General features: G+C 41.6%; 2 protein-coding genes. One reads left to right on the forward strand and one right to left on the reverse strand.

Annotated elements, in window-relative coordinates:
• Positions 1-183: 183 nt before the first annotated feature.
• Complete coding sequence (locus A3712_RS19370) at positions 184-558, reverse strand: hypothetical protein (RefSeq protein WP_063524708.1); 375 nt, start codon at positions 556-558, stop codon at positions 184-186.
• Between the two features lie 244 nt (positions 559-802).
• Between A3712_RS19370 and A3712_RS19375 the strand changes: the two genes are divergently transcribed.
• The gene (locus A3712_RS19375; protein ID WP_063522604.1) at positions 803-1,132 is read left to right on the forward strand and encodes a DUF2500 domain-containing protein; all 330 of its coding nucleotides are present in this window, start codon (positions 803-805) and stop codon (positions 1,130-1,132) included.
• The last annotated feature ends 108 nt before the right edge of the window (positions 1,133-1,240 follow it).

Consider the following 1,240-nt stretch of genomic DNA (forward strand, 5'->3'; position numbering starts at 1 on the left):
ATTCTTTAAAACATAGCGAGAGACAACCAAATTTAGGAGTAGTGTTATGATTTCATCTTCGCAAAGACAAGGACTTGTAATGATCGCGGTAGTTGTTGGTCTAATGACACTACCGATGATGTACTAAGCAAGTTACAGATAAAAAAGGGACGCCATGAGCGTCCCTTTTTTCATTCAATTTTTTCATTTCGAAAACAGATGTAGCCTTAGCACATCCCAGTTCGCATAGTAGAAACCCGCGGCAGCCAAAGTTATTGTCATCATCAGCAAAATCGCAACTCGCCAGATAAAACGACCACTACGTGGAGTCAGTTCCTTCTCGCAGTCGTTACACATCATGATGAACTTATGTTGATCTTCCAACTTGGCATCATGTTCGTTCACTACTTTATTTCGGCACGTCGCGATATAACGCAGCTTGCTTACCATATCGTGCGGTAGCCTTTCTTCACAGCTTGTTACGAGCTCATGCAATCCTTCGCCTTCAGCGTGATATTGAAGTCTCAATAATTTCTCTATATTGCGAGTTCTTGTCACCACTTTTTCAATATCGGTCATCTTGGCCCTCCCACTCCACACTATAATTCTAGTCGAGCATTTCCTTATTCTTATACAAAATCACTGCTATTTACGAGAGAAAGAGACAATAAATAACAGTGCTTTATCCCAAACTGGCCATTAAATGTGATATCTGCCGAAAAATAATCAGCTTTGCTTACAGCAGTTCACGAATAGCGGCTTTAAACACATATCCCTATTGCCCGAAAGACTAGAATAACCATTACAACTACATGGAGGTTATATGCCTAACTCACTCTTTTTTGCCATCTTTGCACTCGCAGGTCTCGCGGCCTGGGTATTTCTTGTTTTTTATCGAAAGCACATGCAAGGCGAGAACGCACAAGAAAAGAAAGTGAACGTCACGGTATTAGATAAACAATCCATCGACCTTCCTGATGCAGAGCCAGGTCAAGAAGACCAAGAGTATTGGATTTATGTTCAGCGCGGTGTGGTTGGTCCGAAACGTGAGTTCCAAGTCGGCATTCACTACTTCCACGCTCTTAACCCGGGTGACAAAGGGACCTTAACTTACCAAGGTAATAAGTTCTTACACTTTGCATTGAAGCGCTAACCCTAGCGCTTCAACCCTTCCTCATCGACATTCAATAGTAAACTAGTCGAGCATTTCCTTATTCTTATACAAAATCACTGCTATTTACGAGAGAAAGAGACAATAAAT

Source organism: Vibrio sp. HI00D65 (assembly GCF_001635455.1).
Classification (GTDB): Bacteria; Pseudomonadota; Gammaproteobacteria; order Enterobacterales; family Vibrionaceae; genus Vibrio.